Here is a 17,691-nt window from a genome sequence, read left to right as displayed (position 1 = left end):
TGCCTTTTTTGGAGTGGGCACTGCCGCCGCGGTCGCCGCCGCCGCGATGGCGTCCGCGCTAGTGGCCGCGCCGGTCGCAACCGCCGCACCCGCACCACCGGCAGCCGGGACGATCGCCTGGGGGCCGTGTACCGATCCCACGCTCGTCGCCGCCGGTGCCGAATGCGGGTACCTGAGCGTGCCGCTCGACTACTCGAAGCCCCACGGCGAGCACATCCAGCTCGCCGTCGACCGCGTCAAGCACAAGGTCCCGGACGCGCAGTACCAGGGCGTCATGCTGACCAATCCAGGCGGGCCCGGCGGCTCCGGCCTGCTGCTGGCCACCCGTGGCCCGCGCGTGCCCAACCACGCCGGTGACGCCTACGACTGGATCGGCTTCGACCCGCGCGGGGTCGGCGCCAGCAAGCCCGCGCTCAGCTGCGACCCGAACTACATGGACTACGACCGGCCGGAGTACGCGCCGTTCACGCCGCAGCTCGAGCGGACCTGGCTCGACCGATCCAAGGGCTACGCCGAAGCGTGCGCGAAGAACAACTCGAAGGCCCTGCTGGAGAACATGAAGACGACCGACACGGTCAAGGACATGGACTCCATCCGCCAGGCGCTCGGCCAGCAGCAGCTGAACTTCTACGGCTACTCCTACGGCACCTACCTCGGCCAGGTCTACGGCACGCTGTTCCCGCAGAACGTCCGCCGGATGGTGCTCGACTCGACCGTCGACCCGCGGGGCATCTGGTACGGCGACAACCTGAACCAGGACGTCGCGTTCGACAAGAACATCCTCATCTGGTTCGGCTGGGTCGCCCAGCACGACGACGTCTACCACCTCGGCAAGACTCAGGCCGCGGTGCAGCGCGTGGTCAACGAGCAGCTCCTCAAGACGTCCTTCGCCCCGGCCGGCGGCGTGATCGGCCCGGACGAGATCCTCGACGTCATCCAGCAGGCGTCGTACTACCAGCTGCGGTGGACGCTCCTGGGCGACGCGCTTTCGCGGTTCGTCAACAAGGGTGACTGGCAGAACTGGAAGTCGCTGTTCGAGGCCTTCGGCGGCCGCGGCGACGACAACGGCTACGCGGTCTACCTCGCCGTCCAGTGCTCGGACGTCCAGTGGCCGCAGAGCTGGAACCAGTGGAAGATCGACAACTGGAAGACCTTCGCCAAGGCGCCGTACTTCACCTGGCAGAACGCCTGGTTCAACGCGCCGTGCCTGTACTGGCCGGCGAAGGCGGGCAAGCCGACCAAGGTCGATGGTCGCGGAGTGCAGAGCGTGCTGATGATCGACGAGACGCTCGACGCGGCAACGCCGTTCCCGGGCAGCCTCGAGATCCGCAGCCGCTTCCCGGGCGCGTCGCTGATCGCGGAGCCGGGTGGCACGAGCCACGCGATCACCCCGCGCGGCAACGCGTGCGTCGACAACAAGATCGCGGACTACCTCGCGACGGGCGCGCTCCCGGCCCGCAAGCCGGGCCGCACGGCCGACGTCGAGTGTGCCCCGCTGCCCCAGCCGACGCCCCCGGCGCCGACCGCGGCGAAGGCCGACGTGAGTGCGACGCAGGGTCTCGTGTCGGGCCGGTTCACCGGCTGACCTGCACAAACCTTGAGAAGCGGGGTGTTGGGCCCAGTGCCCGGCACCCCGCTTTCTCGCTTTCCCGCACCGCGGGCTTTGAACTTGCGCGGACTTTGTGTTACAAAGTGCACGTCGAGTTTGAAACGCAAAGTCCACGAAGGGAGAGCGCCATGACCGGGGGACCGGCGTTCGCGCTCCACGGCCTGACCAAGCGATTCGGGCAGGTGACGGCGGTCGGCGGCGTGTCCGTCGAAGTCGCGCGCGGCGAGGTCGTCGCGCTGCTCGGACCGAACGGCGCGGGCAAGTCGACCACCGTCGACCTGCTGCTCGGCCTGACCAAGCCGGACGCGGGCGACGTCACCGTCGCCGGGGGCAGTCCGCGCGAGGCCGTCGACCGGGGGCTCGTCGGCGCCATGATGCAGAACGGCGCGCTGCTGGGGGACGTCACCGTCGGCGAGATCGTCGACCGTCGTCTCGACGCACGCCCGCCCGCTGCCCGCCGACGAGGTCATCGCCCGGGCGGGGTTGCAGAGCCTCGTGAAACGCCGCTGCGGCAAGCTGTCCGGCGGCGAACGGCAGCGCGTCCGCTTCGCGCTCGCCTTGGCGGGCAACCCGGACCTGCTCGTGCTCGACGAGCCCACCGCCGCGATGGACGTCGACGGCAGGCGGGCGTTCTGGGCGTCCATCCGCGAGTTCGCCGCCACCGGCCGGACCGTTCTGTTCGCGACGCACTACCTCGCCGAGGCCGAGGACTACGCCGACCGCGTCGTGCTGATGCGTCACGGCGCCGTCGTCGCCGACGGCCCGGTCGCCGAGGTGCGGGCCGCGGTCTCCGGGCGGGTGCTCAAGGCCGTCGTGCCGGGCGCCACCGAAACCGGGCTCGCGGACCTGCCGGGGGTCACGAGCGTGCAGCTGCGCGCCGGCCGCGCCGAGCTGGCCTGCGCCGACTCCGACGCGGCGATCCGCGCGGTGCTGGCGAAGTACCCGCAGGCGTCCGACATCGAAATCACCGCACTGGGCCTCGAAGAAGCCTTCCTGGCGCTGACCGCCGAGGAGGCAGCCGCGTGAACACCACCTACCTGAGCCTGGAGATCAAGCGGATCGTCCGCAGTCCCCAGTTCACGATCTTCACCATCGGCATGCCGACGGCGATGTACCTGCTGTTCGGGTCCATCTTCGGCGACACCCTCCTGGACAACGGCCTGCACTCGAGCACCCAGACGATGATCACCATGGCGGCGTACGGCGCCAGCGGGGGTTCCCTGTTCACCGGCACCCGCGTCGCCCAGGAACGCACCGACGGCTGGCAGCGGCAGATCCGTCTGACGCCGATGCGCAGCCCCGGCTACCTGGCGGTGAAGGTGGCCTCGGCGATGGCTGTCGCCCTGCCGGTGCTCGTGGTGATCTTCCTCGTCGGCTTCCTGCGCGGCGAGCAGCTCGGCCTGGCCGACTGGGGCCGGCTGCTGGTCTTCCTGTGGGCGGCCACACTGCCGTTCGCCGTGCTCGGCCTGGCGATCGGCCTGTTCGGCAAGGGCGACACGGTCGGCGCGGTGACCGGTGCGCTGATGATGCCGCTCGGCATGCTCGGCGGGCTGTGGATCCCGCTCGAGTTCCTGCCCGGCTGGATGACGACGCTGGCGCACTTCGTGCCGACCTACTGGCTGCGCCGGGTCGGCATCGACCCGCTGACCCACGCTTCCGGGACCTGGGTCGCGGTGCTCGTGCTGGCGGGCTGGCTGGTCGTGCCCGCCCTGGTCGTTGTGCGCCGGTTCCGGCTGGACACGGCCAGGCTGTGAATGCGTGTTAACTTCCGTGCAGTACTGAGGGGTCTGCGCGGGAGGGTGAGCAAGGTGGACGACGAGCCGATGTCGGCGGAGGAGTCGCTGAACCTGATCACCCAGCAGAACCGGCGAACCCGCCGGGAACTCGGCGGGGGCCCCGCGCGGATGCTCGCGGCGTGGGCCCTCGCCTGGCTGGTCGGCTGGGGCTTCACCTTCTTCACCACGCAGTCCGACGGCACCGTGCCCGTCTGGATGGGTGGCGTCGTCGTCCCGGTGCTGTTCCTCGGCGCCATGGTCTACACCGCCGTCGTCAGCGTGCGGGCCGGGCGCGGCATCCGCGGGCCGTCCCGGATCGCCGGCGCGATGTACGGATGGGGCTGGTTCCTCGGGTCGATCGGGCTGATGGTCGTCGACGTCCGGATCACGAGCTTCCAAGCGCTGTCGCCCGATCAGGTGTCCCTGCTGTGGTCGGGCACCTGGCTGCTGCTGACCGGCGTGATGTACCTGGCCGGCGGCATGCTCTGGCAGGACAAGCTGATGTACGGGCTCGGCGCGTGGATGATCGTTTCCTCGGCGTTGAGCGTCCTGGTCGGCTACCCGGCGAACTTCCTCGTGCTGGCGATCTGCGGCGGCGGCGGGTTCCTGCTCGGCGCGATCGTCTACTTCGTGCGCGAGAAGTCCGGACGCCGATGAACGAGCTGCCGCAGCTCGACCCGGTCATCCACGCCCAGGCGCGGCTGCGGGTCACGGTCGCGCTCGCCGGGCTGCACGCCGGCGACCAGATCACCTTCCCGCGGCTGCAGCAGCTCCTCGACATGACCGCCGGCAACCTCTCGACGCACCTGCGCAAGCTCGAGGACGCCGAGTACGTCGAGATCACCAAGGCCTACGAGCACCGCACGCCGGTCACCCTGGTCCGGCTGACCGCGGCCGGGCGCGCGGCGTTCGAGAGCTACACCAAGGCGCTGCACCAGCTGCTGGACGCCACCGGCGGGGACTGACGTGGCCCGCTGGGTGATCCACCTCGACCTGGACGCCTTCTACGCGTCGGCCGAGCAGCTCACCCGCCCGACGCTGGCCGGGCGTCCGGTGCTCGTCGGCGGGCTCGGGCCACGCGGCGTCGTCGCGGGCGCGAGCTACGAGTCCCGCGCGTTCGGCATCAAGTCGGCGATGCCGATGGCGCAGGCACGACGGCTGCTCCCGGCCAACGGCGTGATCGTGCCGCCGCGGTTCCGCGTGTACGAGCGGCTCAGCCAGGAAGTCTTCGCCGTCGTCACGTCGGTGGCGCCACTGCTGGAAAAGATCTCCCTCGACGAAGCTTTCGCCGAACCACCGGCGCTGGCCGGCGCGTCGCTCGAAGAGGTGACGTCGTTCTGCGCCTCGCTGCGGGCCCGCATCCGGGCGGAGACCGGGCTGGTCGCGTCGATCGGCGCGGGCAACGGCAAGCAGATCGCCAAGATCGCCTCGGACGAGGCCAAGCCCGATGGGCTCTTGGTGGTGCCGCAGGGCACCGAACGGGAGTTCCTCGCGCCGCTGCCGGTGCGCGCGCTGTGGGGGATCGGGCCGGTGGCCGAGGGAAAGCTGCGGTTCATCGGCGTCCAGACGCTCGGGCAGCTCGCGGCACTGTCCGAACAGGACGCGGTGGCCACGCTGGGCGGCGTGGTCGGCCGCGACCTGCGCCGGCTGGCCACCGGCTTCGACGACCGGCCGGTGGCCGACCGCGGCGAGACGAAGCAGGTCAGCGCGGAGACGACGTTCGACACGGACATCATCGACCTGACGACTTTGCGCGCCGAGGTGCGGCGGATCGCGGTGGGCGCGCACCAGCGGCTGGTCAAGGCCGAGCGGGTGGCCCGCACGGTGGTGATCAAGCTGCGGCACACGGACATGCACACGGTGACCCGCTCGGAGACGATCTCGGCCCCGACCGACGACCTGGCGGAGCTGTCGGCGACGGCCGAGCGGCTCCTGCTAGACCCGGCGGAGTTCGGTGGCATCCGCTTGGCGGGGGTGGCGTTCAGCGGGCTGTCGGTCCCGCACCAGGACGCCCTGTTCACGTTGTCGGCCCCGGAAACCCCGGCGTCGACGGTGGTTTCGGCGGCACCCGCGCCGGTCGCCGCCCCGCCGTCGGAGTGGCGGCAGGGCGACGACGTCGTGCACGAGGAGTTCGGCACGGGCTGGGTGCAGGGTGCCGGCCACGGCCGGGTGACCGTCCGCTTCGAGACCCGCACCACCGGCCCCGGCGTGGCCCGCACCTTCCCCCAGGACGACCCGGCCCTGACGCGCGGCGACCCCGGCGACTGCCTGCGCTGACCCCCGCGGGCCTACTCGGCCGAGCAGCCTTGGAGCTTGGCGACTTCCTGGCCGGCGATCAGGAACGCGCCGACGCCGAACGCCGAGGTGTCCGTGGCCGTCGCCGTCGCCGGGCGGTCGCCCACCGGCTGGACGTAGCCGACCAAGCCGTTGGCCTGCAACGACTTCGTCGAGAGCGCCGCCCACGCCTTGTCGACGACCGGCCGGAACCGCTTCGCGTCGAGGATGCCCGCGCTGACGCCCCAGCCGATGCCGAAGGTGAAGAACGCCGTGCCGCTCGTCTCCGGGCCGCCGTGGTCCCACGGGTTCAGCAGGTCGGCGTTCCAGAAGCCGTCACGCCGCTGCGTCAAGGCCAGCGTCGACGCCATCTTCTTGAACACCCGCAGGTACTCCGGCCGCCGCGGGTCGTCCGCCGGAAGGACCTGCAGCACCTTCGTCAGCGCCGCCAGCGCCCAGCCGTTGCCGCGCGACCAGAACACGCCCGAGCCCGTGAACCGCGCGTCGCGGTACCACAGGCCGGTGAACTCGTTGTACAGCTTGTGTTCCGACGACCGGAACAGCTGGTCCATCGCGTCCAGATAGGACGGATCGTGATCGATGAGGCTCATCCGCGCGAACGACGGCATCGCCATGTTCAGTGCGTCGACGTAGTTCCAGTAGTCGCGGTGCCCCGCCTGCACCGAAGCGACCTCGTCGCGGATCCGGGTGCGGATCGCGTCGAGCGAGATCTCCGGGTGGAAGTAGGTGTACAGGTCCAGGTACGCCTCGCCGGCGGCTTGGTTGTCGGGGAAGAACGGCCGCTTCGGGTCCAGTGGCAGCTGGTAGTCGTTGGCCTGCGCCCACGGCAGCGTCTTGTGGTTCGACTGGCCGGTGGTCCGGACCAGCGCGAGGTTGCCGACGTGGAACGTCGCGTTCTGCCAGTCCGGGGCGGCGAGGTTCGTCCCGTTGGTCACCCAGTAGTTGCCCGCGGCGACCATCTGGCCGGTGATCGGGCAGGCGGGAGCGGCTTCCGCGGTGGCCGCCGGGGCCGAGAACAGCCCGCCGGCCACCACCGCGGCCGCGAGCACGCCGAAGCCACGAATACCCGGGAAACGCATGGAAGCGTCCTCCTCAGCACGTCATGGCGGCGGGTGGGTCGCAGCGAGTGTTCAGGGTTCCCGGTGGACGTGTCAAGGTGCCGGTGAGCGGTACGGCGCAACGGTTTCCAGCAGCCGGCGGGAAGCGGTTTCCGCGCCGTCGGCGTTCTTCGCCAGCACCAGCGTGAGGACGCGGGAGTGCGCGACCAAGGTGTTGCCCTCGGGCAGTTCCATCGGCTCGCCGTGTGCGGTCAGCGCGGCCACCACGGGCACCTGCAGCTGCGCGATCAACGCGTTCCCGGACGCGCGGATCAACGCCGCGTGGAACTGGGAATCGGCCTGCCGGAACGCCGCGGTGTCGGACCGCTCGACCGCGTCCGCCATCAGCTCGTAGGCCGCGGCCATCGCCGAAAGCTCGTCGGGACGCCGGTGCCGCGCGGCCATCCGGGCCGCCTGCGGCTCGATCGTCAACCGCAGTTCCAGCAGCTCGCGCAGGTGCTCGCGGCCGTCGGGCCCGTTGACGCGCCAGGCGATGACGTCCGGGTCGATCGCGTCCCACGCCTCCGGCGGCAGCGTCCACGTCCCGACCCGCGGCCGCGCGGTGACCATGCCCTTGGACTCCAGCACGCGCAGCGCTTCGCGGACCACGGTGCGGGACGCGGAAAACCGCCGGCCGAGCTCCTCGGGGACGAGCGGCTGCCCGTCCCCGAGGACTCCTTCGACGATGAGCCTGCCCAGTTCGTCGACGATGCGGGCGTGCAGGGAGCGGGATGCGCTCATCGCCGGGCGCCCGCGCTACTCGGGCAAGCCGACGCGGCGCTCTCCGCTGCGCAGCTGCTGCAGCACGACCGCGATCACCAGCAGGGCGCCGTGGGCGACGTTCTGCCAGAACGGGTTGATGCCCAGGCCGGACATGCCGTTGTCGAGCACGCCCAGGATGATCACCGCGAGCACGGTGGAGATGATCGACCCGCGGCCGCCCTTGAGCATCGTGCCGCCGAGCGCGGCGCCGGTGACGGCCTGCAGCTCCAGGCCCTCGGACCCGGACACCGGCTGGCCGGAGCCGGTGCGCGCGGTGATCAGGATCCCCGCGACCGCCGCGACCACGCCGGCCAGCGCGTAGACGCCGATGATGTACCGGTTGATGTTGATGCCGGCCAGTCGCGCCGCGGTGTCGTTGCCGCCGATGGCGTAGACGTTGCGGCCGATGTCGGTGTACTTCAGCAGGAAGTGCAGCAGCGCCGCGACGATCAGGAACACCCACACCAGCGACGGCAGCCCGAGCACGGATCCCTTGGCCAGGAAGATGAACAGGTCGTCGCCGCCGGTGTAGCCCTGCGACTTGCCGTCCGAGATGACCTGCGCGACACCCTTGTAGGTGGCCAGCATGGCCAGCGTCGCGACGACGGGGTTGACCCGGCCGAAGATGATGATCATGCCGTTGATCAGGCCGCAGACGATGCCGACGCCGATCGCGGCGAGGATGCCGACCCCGGCGCTGCCGGTCGAGGTGAACACCATCGCGGAGATGACCGACGCGAGTCCGGCCATCGAGCCGACCGAGATGTCCAGCGCGCCCAGGATGATCACCAGCGTCTGGACCAGGGCGAGCAGCCCCATGATGGTGATCGCGCTGCCGATCAGCAGCAGGTTGTTGGTGCGCAGGAAGTTGTCGTTCAGGATGCTCAGCAGGACGATCAACGCGATCAGCGTGATGATCAGGCTGGAGTTCTGCACGCCGATGCCGGTCAGCACCCGGCGCAGCACCGACGGCTGCTGCGGCGCGGCGGGTTCCGAGGACATCGCTTTCTCCTGGGTGGGGGTGGTCATGCGATCTCCTGGGCTTCTTCCACGGCTGGTTCGGTTTCGGGGATGGCGAGGGTCAGCACGGCTTCCTCGGTTGCGTCTTCGCGGCCGATCTCGCCGGCCAGGCGCCCGGCCCGCATGACGAGGATGCGGTCGGCCAGCGTCAGCACCTCGGGCAGGTCGGAGGAGATGACCAGCAGCGCGATGCCCTCCGCGGCGAGGCCGTCGATGATCCGGTAGATCTCGGCCTTCGCGCCGACGTCGACGCCGCGCGTCGGCTCGTCGAGGATCAGCAGCTTCGGCCGCCGCGCGAGCCAGCGCGCCAGGACGGCCTTCTGCTGGTTGCCGCCCGACAGCTTGCGGACTTCCTGCTCCATCGACGGCGTCCGCACGCGAAGCTCGCGTACGTACTCCTCGACGAGCGCGCGTTCCTTCGCGCGCTTCACGACGCGGAAGCGGCGAAGGCGGTCGAGCACCGAGATGGAGATGTTGTCGCGGACGGACCGCTGCATGAGCAACGCGTCCGTCTTGCGCTCTTCGGGTGCGAAACCGATGCCCGCTTTGACGGCGTCGCCGGGGTTGTGCGCGCGCAGCCGCTTGCCGTCGAGTTCGACGGTGCCCGACCGGATCGGCAGGTCGCCGACGATCGCGCGGGCCAGCTCGGAGCGGCCGGCGCCGACCAGCCCGGCCAGGCAAACGACCTCGCCCGCGCGGACCTGCAGCGAGATGCCGGTGACGTCGTCGGTCGTGACGTCGTCCAGCTTCAGGACGACGTTGCCGGTGTCCTGGGTGACGCGGCGTTCCAGGGCGGAGAGGTCGCGGCCGATCATCATCCGGACCAGGCCGGGCTCGTCGGTCTCCGCGACCTGCTGGACGCCGACGAGCTTGCCGTCGCGCAGCACCGCGACGCGATCCGCGAGCTGGAAGATCTCCTTCATCCGGTGCGAGACGTAGACGACCGCGACGCCGCTGTCGCGCAGCCGCCCGATCAGCCGGAACAGCGCCTCGACCTCGTGCTCGGACAGCGACGACGTCGGCTCGTCGAAGGCGATCACCGTCGGCGGCGTGGCCGCGGTGAGCACGCGCAGGATCTCGACGATCTGCCGCTGGGCGGCCGACAGCGCGACGCCGAGCGTCGCCGGGTTGAGCACGCCTTCGAAGCCGTACTCGGCGAGCGCGTCCTGCGTCGCCTTCAGCAGCGTGCGGCGGTTGAACACGCGCGCCTTGGCCGGGAGTTCGCCGACGAAGACGTTCTCCGCGACCGAAACGTGCGGGATGATCTCGGGTTCCTGGTAGATCACGCGGACCCCGGCGGCCATCGCCGCGCGCGGGGTGTCGAACGCGACCTCGGTGCCGTCGAGCAGCAGGCGCCCCTCGTCGGGGCCCTGGTCACCGGAGAGGACGCGCAGCAGCGTCGACTTCCCGGCGCCGTTCTCGCCCATCAGCGCGAGGACCTCGCCGGAGCGGATCTCCAGCGAGACGTCGTCGAGGGCGGTGACGCCGGAGAAGCGCTTGCCGATGCCCTCGACGGCGAGCGCGGGTGAAGAGGAGGACATGGTCGCCTTCCGTACGGCGGTCGTGAGTGAGAAACAGCGTTCTAACACTGTTTCTCACTCACGACGGGATCGGTCAGGTGCAGTTGACGCCGGCCTGCTTGTAGTTGTCCTTGGTGACGATCGTGGTCTTCGCGATCGTCTCCGCGGGCAGCGCCTTGCCGTTCTTCACCTTGTCCACCAGCACCTGGATCGCCGAGCGGCCGACCTCGGCGCCGGAGATGTAGAGCGCGGCCTTGTTGCCGGTGTCCTTGCCGGCCGCCCAGTCCTTGCAGTCCAGGTAGGCGCCGAGCCCGACGCCGATGATGTTGTTCGCCTGCACGCCGGAGTTGGCGAGTGCGGTGACGACCCCGGTCTCGTTCTCGTCGTTGCAGCCCCAGACGACCCAGTGCTTGACGCCCGGGTTGGAGCCGATCACCGCGCCGGAGCGGTTCTGCGCGTCGACGGGGGAGTTGTCGGTGCCGACGTCGATCACCTGGACGTCCGCGCCCGCCGACTTGGCGAACGCCGACTTGGCGGCGTTGACGCGATCGGTGCAGACGGTGAGGTCCTGCTTGTAGGCGCTGATGATCTTGGTGTCGGCGGCGGTCCAGCCGGCGGCCTTGAACAGCTTCCCGGCCTCGGTGCCGACCGAGTCGCCCATCTGGCTGCCGTTGAAGCCGACGAACGGGGCCTTCGCGCCGGTGCCGTCCTTGATGACGTCGTCGGAGGCGATCAGCGGGATGCCCGCGCTCTTGGCCTTGTCGATCACCTGCGGGCCGATGGCCTGGTCGGGCACGACGATGGCGACGCCGTTCGCGCCCTGCGCGACCGCGGCGTCCAGTTCGGTGATCGCCTTGTTGGCGTCCTGGCCGAGGTTGACGACCTTGAGCTCGACGCCGAGTTCCTTCGCCTTCTCCTGCGCCCCCTGCGCCTGCTCGACGAAGTACTGCTGGTCACCCTGTTTCTGCAGGTAGTAGAGGGTGATCTTGCCGGTGGCGGGCGCCTGCTGCTGGGGTGCGGCGGTGTCTTTTCCGGAGGAGCAGGAAGCCATCAGGACGCCGGAAATCAAACAACAACCAACAACGCTCCAGGTGCGCAGCCTGTGCGAGTGTGGGGACATCGTTGCTCCCAAAGAGGCCGAGGTTCGAGTGGCGCGTGGGCGCGCCGGTGGGTGACTCGTATTACAAAACACCCGTTCGTGGAGCGTCAAGCCGCAGTTAGCGGAGCGATACCTACTGTCCGTAGTTGCATCGTGGCACGCGCCCGGGGCAATTATCGTATTTTTTCGGGGCTGTCCTGCGCGTTGTCCAGTTTTGTCCTGTGCGAATGTTCTGATCGGTGTTGTCGACTGTGGTGGAAGTTTTCGGTGATCGGGAGGCGGCACGTGTCGGGTTCGTCCGGATGGCAGGATGGGCCGGACCACAGCAGCAGGGGGACTGATGACGAAGCTTCGCGTCGCCGCGCTCGCCGGGGTCGCCGTCCTGGTGGCCGCGTGCAGCAGCCCGCCGCAGTCCGGTCCGGCGCCGACGCCGTTCCCGGAGACGGCCACTTCTTCGGCCGCGGCTCCGGACGGTTCGTTCAGCGTCGTCGCGACCGGCGACGTCCTGATCCACCCGGCGCTGACCGAGCAGGCCGAGGCCGACGGCGGCGGCAAGCTCGACTACCGGCCGCTGCTGGCCGGGATCAAGCCGCTGATCTCCGGCGCCGACCTCGCGATCTGCCACCTCGAGACGCCGCTGGCCCCGGAAGGCGGCCCGTACAGCGGCTACCCGTCGTTCAGCGCGCCGCCGGAGATCGCGGACGCGCTCAAGGACACCGGCTACGACACCTGCTCGACCGCGTCCAACCACACGATCGACCAGGGCGCCGACGGCGTGAAGCGGACTCTGGACAAGCTCGACGACGTCGGCCTGAAGCACACCGGTTCGGCGCGCTCGGCCGCGGAAGCGGCGAAACCGCTGGTCCTCGACGTCCACGGCGTCAAGGTCGCGCAGGTGTCGTACGCCTTCGGGTTCAACGGCATCAAGGTGCCGGCCGGAAAGCCGTGGCTGGCCAACCAGATCGACGTCGACGACGTCCTGGCGGCGGCTCGTCGCGCGCGCGAGGCGGGCGCGCAGGTCGTGATCGCGAGCCTGCACTGGGGCGTCGAGTACCAGCACGACCCGACGGCCGAGCAGCAGTCGCAGGCCAGGAAACTCCTGGCGTCGGACGACATCGACCTGATCGTCGGCCACCACGCGCACGTCGTCCAGCCGTTCGAGAAGATCGGCGAAAAGTGGGTGGCCTACGGGCTCGGCAACAGCATCGCCCGCCACTCCGACCCGCGCGGCGACACGGAGGAGGGCGCGGCGGCCCGCTTCCGCTTCGTCCGCGACGGCGACCGCTGGAAGGTCGACAAGGCGGAGTACATCCCGACGTACATCAAGCTGGACGCCCCGATCCGCCTGATCGACTTGTCGACATCCCCGCCGTCCGCCCAGGTCACGAAGGCCCTGTCCGACACGGACAAGAACATCCTCAGCCTGCACGCGGACAAAGACGGCCTCGCCCGCCCCGGCAAGTAACCCGTAACTCGCGTGATCGGAGCCGGAACTCGCGTGATTGAAGCCGGATCTCGTGAGTTACGGCTTCAATCACGCGAGTTCCGTTCCTGATCACGCGAGTTACGGGTTCAGTGGGTGCGGGTGGTGATCAGGCGGGCCAGGGAGGCCAGTTCGGCGGCCGGGCGGGGGACCGGGTTCACCGATGCCAGGTCGCGGAGGCCCTTCGCCACCAGCGCCGACGCTTGGGCCTGGCTCCACTGGCGGCCGCCGGCCTCGTCGACCAGCTCGGCCGCGCGGGCCAGCTCGGCGTCGTCGAGCGGGTCGGTGCCGGAGTACAGGGCCGCCAGCTCCGCGCCCGCCGCTGTGCCGGACGACAGCGCCGTGACCACCGGCAGCGACTTCTTGCGGTTCTGGAGGTCCGAGTACACCGGCTTGCCCGTCTCGGTGGGGTCGCCCCAGATGCCGAGCAGGTCGTCGACGTGCTGGAACGCCAGCCCGACCGACCGGCCGAACTCGCCGAACCGCGGCACCGCGTCCGCCCGGCCGGCGAGCAGCGCGCCCAGCTCGCAGCACGCGCCGATCAGGGCCGCCGTCTTGCCACCCGCCATCCGGACGCACTCCGCCGGCGTGACGTCGTCGCGCTGCTCGAAGTCCACGTCGGCCGCCTGGCCTTCCAGCAGTTCGAGCACGCCCTGGGACAGCAGCTTCGCGCCTTCGGGCGACAGCTGTTCGAACGCCACGCTCAGCAACGCGTCCCCGGCGAGCACCGCGGGCCCGGTGCCGAAGACCGTCCACGCCGTCGGCCGGTGCCGCCGGGTGGTGTCGCCGTCCATGACGTCGTCGTGCAGCAGCGAGAAGTTGTGCACGAGTTCGACCGCGACGGCGGCGGGCACGGCGTCGGCGGGCTCGCCGCCGGCGGCTGCCGTGCACAGCAGCACCAACGCGGGCCGCAACGCCTTGCCGCCGTCCGCGGAAGTCGGTGCGCCATGGGCGTTTTCCCAGCCGAAGTGGTAGCCGGCGATCCGCCGCATCGCGTCGGGCAGCCGCTCGGCCGCGGTGCGCAGCGCCGGGTCGACCAGGCGCTTGCTCCACGCGAGGACGTCGGCGAGGGGACGCGCGGCGGTCCGGGAATCCATGGTCGTCATGAGCGGCCCGTTTCGACGTCGTCGAGCACGCCGAGGGCGTCCGGCATCATGCCTCACGGCCGAGTTCGGTGTTTTCCAGTATGGCCAGTGCGTCGGGTACGAGGACGGCTGCGGAGTAGTAGGTGGAGACGAGGTAGGAGATGATGGCTTGTTCGGAGATGCCCATGAATCGGACGTTGAGGCCGGGTTGGTATTCGTCGGGTAGGCCGGTTTGGTGGAGCCCGATGACGCCTTGGGTGTGTTCGCCGGTGCGCATGAGCAGGATGGAGCTGGTGCGGGTGTCGGTGACGGGGATTTTGTTGCAGGGCAGGATCGGTATTCCGCGCCAGGCGGGGACGTGGTGGCCGCCGAGGTCGACGGGGTCGGGGTAGATGCCGGCTTTGGTGCATTCGCGGCCGAATGCGGCGATGGTGGTGGGGTGGGCGAGGAAGAAGCTGGGGTCTTTCCAGACGAGGGTGAGGAGGTGGTCGAGGTCGTCGGGGGTGGGTGGGCCGGTGCGGGTGGGGATGCGCTGGGCGAAGTCGGCGTTGTGCAGGAGCCCGAAGTCGGTGTTGTTGATCAGTTCGTGTTCTTGGCGTTCCCGGAGTGCTTCGACGGTGAGGCGGAGTTGTTGTTCGATTTGGTTCATGGGCTGGTTGTAGAGGTCGGCGACGCGGGAGTGGACGCGCAGGACGGTCTGGGCGAGGGAGAGTTCGTATTCGCGGGGGTGGGCGTCGTAGTCGACGAAGGTGCCGGGCAGGGTGGGTTCGCCGTCGTGGCCGGCGGCGAGGGAGATCTCGGCTTCGCCGTGATCGTTGCGGGCGCTTGAGTCGGCGGCGGTGAGGGTGTTCAGGTGGGTTTGGAGGGTGTCGGAGCGGGACAGCACGTCGTGGAACGCAGAGCGGGGGAGGGTGAGGACGGTGCAGGTGGTGACGGCTTTGGCGGTGAATTCCCAGATCCCGTCGGGCTGGATGAGGGTGGATTCGCCGAAGTGGTCGCCGTCGGCGAGGGTGCCCAGGATGGTCTGGTCGCCGTAGGCGCCGGTGCCGACTTTGGTGATCTTGCCGTGGGCGATGAGGAACACCTGCTCGGCGGGGGACCCGAATTCGACCAGCACGTCGCCGGGCTGGTATTCGTGCTGGGTGAACCTCGAGGCGAGTTCGGTGAGGACGTCGTCGTCGTCGTAGCCGCGCAGGGGGGCGAGTTCGCCGAGTTCGGGGGGGATGACGCGGACGTCGGCGCCGGTGGCGGTGAAGGTGACCCGGCCGTCTCCGACGGCGTAGGACAGGCGGCGGTTGACGCGGTAGGACCCGGCCGCGACTTCGACCCAGGGCAGCAGCTTGAGCAGCCAGCGGGTGGAGATGCCCTGCATCTGCGGGACCGATTTGGTCGTCGTGGCCAGGGTGCGGGCGGCGGCCCGGCCCAGGCTCAGCGGTGCCTGGTCGGTGTCCACCGGGTCGGTGACAGTCACAGCAAAAACCACCCAATCATTCGGGAGCCGGGATTGCCTCGAGCCGGCAACGAAGAATCAACATAGCAACGGCGTGCAGCCGCACAATGACACGATCGGGTCCGCGCGATAATCACCTGGTTGCCTTTCGGCCATTTCGGGCACTTTCTGCACCGGGACGTCCGCCGGTCATCACCCGCCGCTCATGGTCGTCACCCGGTCGGGAAGATCCCTGTCCATAAGGGGAATCCGTCGTCGCGGTGGGGAGCGGCACCGGCCACCCCGGCGCCGGGGAACTGCGCCGAACCGGCTATCGTCGCGGCCTGGGTGAGGCCACTCGGATGAATCGAACAATGCTCGGTTGTCCGTGGGGAAATGGGTGGCTAACTTGAGCGACCCGGCGGTCGATCCGCCTGCGAGAAAGGACGTGGATGAACATCTTCGTGGCCGGCGGTCTGTGGGTGGCCGGCGCGGCGCTCGTCGGAGGCGTGATCGCGTACCTGGTCCGCCGGTTCGGCTGGGACGAGGGGCGGCCCGACAACAACGACGCCGCGGGCCAGGTGTTCACCATCGTGGGCGGGCTGCACGCGGTGCTGGTCGCGTTCGTGCTGATCTCGCTGTTCGACTCGGTCGGCGGCGCGAGCCAGGACGCGCAGACCGAGGCCGACAGCCTGGTCGCGGCGACCTGGGCGGCCGACGCGCTGCCCGCCGAGACGAAGGACCGCGTGCACCAGCTCGCCGTCGCGTACGCGCAGACCGTCGAGCAGCAGGAGTGGCCGCGGCTGGGCGACGGCGGGGAAATCCCGGCCACGGGCTGGACGCAGCTGGACCAGATGCGCCAGGCCGTCGCGGCCGCCGACGTCGACGGCGACTGGCAGATCGACCGCAAGACCGAGGCGAGCAACCAGCTCTGGGCGGTCTACCAGGCCCGCACGCAACGGCTGAACAACGCCGCCGGTGGCGGGGTCGGGGCGGTCGTCTGGTTCGCGCTGATCCTCGGCAGCCTGATCACCGCGATCCTGCTGCCGAACCTGTTCGGCGGCACGCGGCTGGCCGCGCACATCATCATCGTGTCCACGCTCGCGGGCACGATCACGTTGCTGCTGTTCGCGATCTACCAGCTGCAGAACCCGTTCAGCGGCGGTGCGAAGATCCCGGCGGAGGCGTTCACCGGAGCGCTGGACAGGCTGGCTTGACCGGCACGAAGGCCCGTTGGGCGGCGATGCTCGGCGTGGCCGCGGCGGTGTCGGCGTTGCTGGCGGCGACCGGCTGGCTCGCGCCCGCGTCGTCGCGACGCCCGGCGGCCCAGTACCCGGACGGCTGCACAATCCTCCAGGCGGAGAACGAACGCGACGGCGCGCCGACGACGCTGCGGCTGCTGTCCCTGCCCGACGGGACGACGAAACGCCTGACCCAGGCGGGGTACTGGATCAACGCGATGGGCTACTCGGCCGCGCAGGACGTGGTCTACGGCATCGCCGACGGGACGCGGCGCGGGCGGTACGACCACGGTTCGCACGCGGTGCGGATCGACGCGTCGGGGACGGTGACGGACCTCGGCGTGGTCGGCCGGGCGGGTGCGGCGAGTCCGGTGTGGAGCCAGGTGACCGGCGCGACGGCGGGCGCGATCGACGGGAACCGCTGGTACGTAAGGCAGGACAGTGATCTGTACACAGTGGACGTGGATCTGTCCTCTTCGGACTACGCCCGAGTGGTGCACCGGACGGCGTTGCGCCCGGTGTCGCTCGCGGTGGGCGTGGACGACTTCGCGTACGACTCGTCGTCCGGCCTGCTGTACGGGGTCTCGACGACTTCGCGCGGCGACAGCTCGGTGGTGACCCTGGACCCGGCGACGGGGCAGGTCGAGGTGGTGCCGGGGCTGCGGTTCCCCCGCGGGGGTGCGTACGGATCGGTGGTGCTGGGGCCGGGGTCGATCTACGCGACGGCCAACCGCGACGGGCGCCGGAGCGTGACGTACCGGCTGCCCCGGGACGGCTCGGGCCCGGCGGTCGAGGTCTCGACCGGCCCGGCGCTGGTGAGCGGAGACGCGGCCGGGTGCTTGACGGAAGCCGCTCCACCTCCGCCTACACCTCCGCCGACGGCCATCGCGGAATCACCTGAACCTCGTTCTCCTCCACCGACTCCCACGCCTGCTTCGACGACGCCGGAGCCTCCGCCGCCGTCGCAGTCACCACCGGTGGAGCAGCCGGTGGCCGCGACGCCGACTCCGACGCCCACCCCGGCTCCGGCCCCGGTGGTCGCACCGGCGCCGAGGGCGGAGCCGCCGCCCCCGGCCCCGCCGCCGTCGAAGCGGCACGCGCAGCCGACGGAGAAGCCGAAGCCGGTGGTCCAGGACACGGCGACGAGAATCCAGAAGCAACGCCGCTGGGGCTTGACGGCGCTGATCCTGGTCCTGGGCGGCGGCGCGGCAGCGGCCCACGCCCGCCGGCACCGCTGACCAGCCGCGGCAGACTGGCCGGCCGCACCGTTAACGCC

Annotated in this window: 14 protein-coding genes and 3 pseudogenes; 9 read left to right on the top strand and 8 right to left on the bottom strand. The window is 70.2% G+C overall.

Annotated features, from left to right (window positions below):
* The first annotated feature begins 46 nt into the window (after nucleotides 1–46).
* From OG738_RS03245 to OG738_RS03220, 6 genes and pseudogenes are all read left to right on the top strand, one after another.
* On the top strand, nucleotides 47–1,585 hold the full coding sequence (locus OG738_RS03245; RefSeq protein WP_329056536.1) for an alpha/beta hydrolase: 1,539 nt from the start codon (nucleotides 47–49) through the stop codon (nucleotides 1,583–1,585).
* A 152-nt stretch (nucleotides 1,586–1,737) separates the two neighbouring features.
* Nucleotides 1,738–2,635: pseudogene (locus OG738_RS03240) on the top strand (ABC transporter ATP-binding protein).
* The gene (locus tag OG738_RS03235; protein WP_329051081.1) at nucleotides 2,632–3,363 is read left to right on the top strand and encodes an ABC transporter permease; all 732 of its coding nucleotides are present in this window, start codon (nucleotides 2,632–2,634) and stop codon (nucleotides 3,361–3,363) included. Before OG738_RS03240 ends, OG738_RS03235 begins: the two are co-directional and overlap by 4 nt.
* 54 nt (nucleotides 3,364–3,417) lie before the next feature.
* Nucleotides 3,418–4,041 carry a hypothetical protein gene (locus tag OG738_RS03230; RefSeq protein ID WP_329051080.1) on the top strand — a complete coding sequence of 208 codons (624 nt, stop codon included), beginning with the start codon at nucleotides 3,418–3,420 and terminating at the stop codon, nucleotides 4,039–4,041.
* A complete protein-coding gene (locus OG738_RS03225) occupies nucleotides 4,038–4,349 on the top strand; it encodes a transcriptional regulator (protein ID WP_329051078.1) in 312 nt (103 codons plus the stop codon). The genes OG738_RS03230 and OG738_RS03225 overlap by 4 nt, the downstream gene beginning before the upstream one ends.
* Nucleotide 4,350: 1 nt before the next feature.
* The gene (locus OG738_RS03220; protein WP_329051077.1) at nucleotides 4,351–5,661 is read left to right on the top strand and encodes a DNA polymerase IV; all 1,311 of its coding nucleotides are present in this window, start codon (nucleotides 4,351–4,353) and stop codon (nucleotides 5,659–5,661) included.
* Nucleotides 5,662–5,672: 11 nt separating this feature from the next.
* On the opposite strand, the gene OG738_RS03215 is transcribed toward OG738_RS03220, so the two are convergent.
* The 6 genes and pseudogenes from OG738_RS03215 to OG738_RS03195 all read right to left on the bottom strand — a co-directional run bounded on the left by OG738_RS03215 (nucleotide 5,673) and on the right by OG738_RS03195 (nucleotide 11,147).
* Nucleotides 5,673–6,758 (bottom strand): glycoside hydrolase family 88 protein, encoded by a 1,086-nt coding sequence (locus OG738_RS03215; RefSeq protein ID WP_329051075.1) that lies wholly within the window; start codon nucleotides 6,756–6,758, stop codon nucleotides 5,673–5,675.
* Between the two features lie 72 nt (nucleotides 6,759–6,830).
* A complete protein-coding gene (locus OG738_RS03210) occupies nucleotides 6,831–7,517 on the bottom strand; it encodes a FadR/GntR family transcriptional regulator (protein WP_329051073.1) in 687 nt (228 codons plus the stop codon).
* A 15-nt stretch (nucleotides 7,518–7,532) separates the two neighbouring features.
* The gene (locus tag OG738_RS03205; RefSeq protein WP_329051071.1) at nucleotides 7,533–8,567 is read right to left on the bottom strand and encodes an ABC transporter permease; all 1,035 of its coding nucleotides are present in this window, start codon (nucleotides 8,565–8,567) and stop codon (nucleotides 7,533–7,535) included.
* Nucleotides 8,564–9,265, bottom strand: a pseudogene (locus OG738_RS44590) (ATP-binding cassette domain-containing protein); the annotation flags it as partial. The pseudogene OG738_RS44590 and the gene OG738_RS03205, both read right to left, overlap by 4 nt.
* 318 nt (nucleotides 9,266–9,583) lie before the next feature.
* Nucleotides 9,584–10,054: pseudogene (locus OG738_RS44585) on the bottom strand (ATP-binding cassette domain-containing protein); the annotation flags it as partial.
* 118 nt (nucleotides 10,055–10,172) lie between these two features.
* Nucleotides 10,173–11,147, bottom strand: a complete 975-nt coding sequence (locus OG738_RS03195; RefSeq protein WP_329051067.1) for a substrate-binding domain-containing protein — start codon at nucleotides 11,145–11,147, stop codon at nucleotides 10,173–10,175.
* A 370-nt stretch (nucleotides 11,148–11,517) separates the two neighbouring features.
* Between OG738_RS03195 and OG738_RS03190 the strand changes: the two genes are divergently transcribed.
* Nucleotides 11,518–12,642 (top strand): CapA family protein, encoded by a 1,125-nt coding sequence (locus tag OG738_RS03190; protein ID WP_329051065.1) that lies wholly within the window; start codon nucleotides 11,518–11,520, stop codon nucleotides 12,640–12,642.
* A 107-nt stretch (nucleotides 12,643–12,749) separates the two neighbouring features.
* Here the strand turns inward: OG738_RS03190 and OG738_RS03185 are convergent, their stop codons facing one another.
* A complete protein-coding gene (locus OG738_RS03185; RefSeq protein ID WP_329051064.1) occupies nucleotides 12,750–13,766 on the bottom strand; it encodes a family 2 encapsulin nanocompartment cargo protein polyprenyl transferase in 1,017 nt (338 codons plus the stop codon).
* A 46-nt stretch (nucleotides 13,767–13,812) separates the two neighbouring features.
* Complete coding sequence (locus tag OG738_RS03180) at nucleotides 13,813–15,216, bottom strand: family 2B encapsulin nanocompartment shell protein (protein WP_329051062.1); 1,404 nt, start codon at nucleotides 15,214–15,216, stop codon at nucleotides 13,813–13,815.
* A 410-nt stretch (nucleotides 15,217–15,626) separates the two neighbouring features.
* Here OG738_RS03180 and OG738_RS03175 point away from each other — a divergent pair, with 410 nt between their 5' ends.
* The gene (locus tag OG738_RS03175) at nucleotides 15,627–16,391 is read left to right on the top strand and encodes a bestrophin-like domain (RefSeq protein ID WP_329051060.1); all 765 of its coding nucleotides are present in this window, start codon (nucleotides 15,627–15,629) and stop codon (nucleotides 16,389–16,391) included.
* Nucleotides 16,388–17,653 (top strand): DUF6923 family protein, encoded by a 1,266-nt coding sequence (locus OG738_RS03170; protein WP_329051058.1) that lies wholly within the window; start codon nucleotides 16,388–16,390, stop codon nucleotides 17,651–17,653. The genes OG738_RS03175 and OG738_RS03170 overlap by 4 nt, the downstream gene beginning before the upstream one ends.
* The last annotated feature ends 38 nt before the right edge of the window (nucleotides 17,654–17,691 follow it).

Source organism: Amycolatopsis sp. NBC_01488 (genome assembly GCF_036227105.1).
Classification (GTDB): Bacteria; Actinomycetota; Actinomycetes; order Mycobacteriales; family Pseudonocardiaceae; genus Amycolatopsis.
The sequence above is the reverse complement of the archived record's forward strand: the minus strand, read 5'-3'. Positions and strand labels throughout refer to the sequence as shown.

Excerpts from the sequence above, each read along its gene's own strand:
- OG738_RS03210 (WP_329051073.1), bottom strand. The coding sequence starts at position 7,517 with ATGAGCGCATCCCGCTCCCTGCACGCCCGCATCGTCGACGAACTGGGC.
- OG738_RS03185 (WP_329051064.1), bottom strand. The coding sequence starts at position 13,766 with ATGACGACCATGGATTCCCGGACCGCCGCGCGTCCCCTCGCCGACGTC.
- OG738_RS03190 (WP_329051065.1), top strand. The coding sequence starts at position 11,518 with ATGACGAAGCTTCGCGTCGCCGCGCTCGCCGGGGTCGCCGTCCTGGTG.
- OG738_RS03175 (WP_329051060.1), top strand. The coding sequence starts at position 15,627 with ATGAACATCTTCGTGGCCGGCGGTCTGTGGGTGGCCGGCGCGGCGCTC.
- OG738_RS03215 (WP_329051075.1), bottom strand. The coding sequence starts at position 6,758 with ATGCGTTTCCCGGGTATTCGTGGCTTCGGCGTGCTCGCGGCCGCGGTG.
- OG738_RS03245 (WP_329056536.1), top strand. The coding sequence starts at position 47 with ATGGCGTCCGCGCTAGTGGCCGCGCCGGTCGCAACCGCCGCACCCGCA.
- OG738_RS03205 (WP_329051071.1), bottom strand. The coding sequence starts at position 8,567 with ATGACCACCCCCACCCAGGAGAAAGCGATGTCCTCGGAACCCGCCGCG.
- OG738_RS03225 (WP_329051078.1), top strand. The coding sequence starts at position 4,038 with ATGAACGAGCTGCCGCAGCTCGACCCGGTCATCCACGCCCAGGCGCGG.